Genomic DNA, 235 nt, shown 5'->3' with positions numbered 1-235 from the left:
GCAGGAGCTCGTTGCGCACGGAGCCCAGGTCGATGCCGTGGGCGAAGAGCGTGTCGCCCGTCCCCAGGATCTCCTTGGCCTCCTCGACGGCCTTGACCTTGGGGGCCACGACCTTCTTGATGCGCGACTCCTTCTGGAGGCGCGGGAGGACCTTCTCGATCGACTGGAGGGCGGCGAGGATCAGCTCGGTGTTGATCGTCTCGTTGTCGTCCTTCGGCGAGACCCTGCCGTCGAC

At 66.4% G+C, this 235-nt stretch carries 1 pseudogene; it reads right to left on the bottom strand.

What is annotated here, in order from left to right:
- A pseudogene (locus tag KVT45_RS55745) lies at positions 1-235 on the bottom strand (redox-regulated ATPase YchF); the annotation flags it as partial.

Source organism: Streptomyces sp. GbtcB6, from assembly GCF_019091475.1.
Classification (GTDB): domain Bacteria; phylum Actinomycetota; class Actinomycetes; order Streptomycetales; family Streptomycetaceae; genus Streptomyces; species Streptomyces hyaluromycini.
Note: the sequence above shows the minus strand (reverse complement) of the source record. Positions and strands in the feature narration are given on the sequence as shown.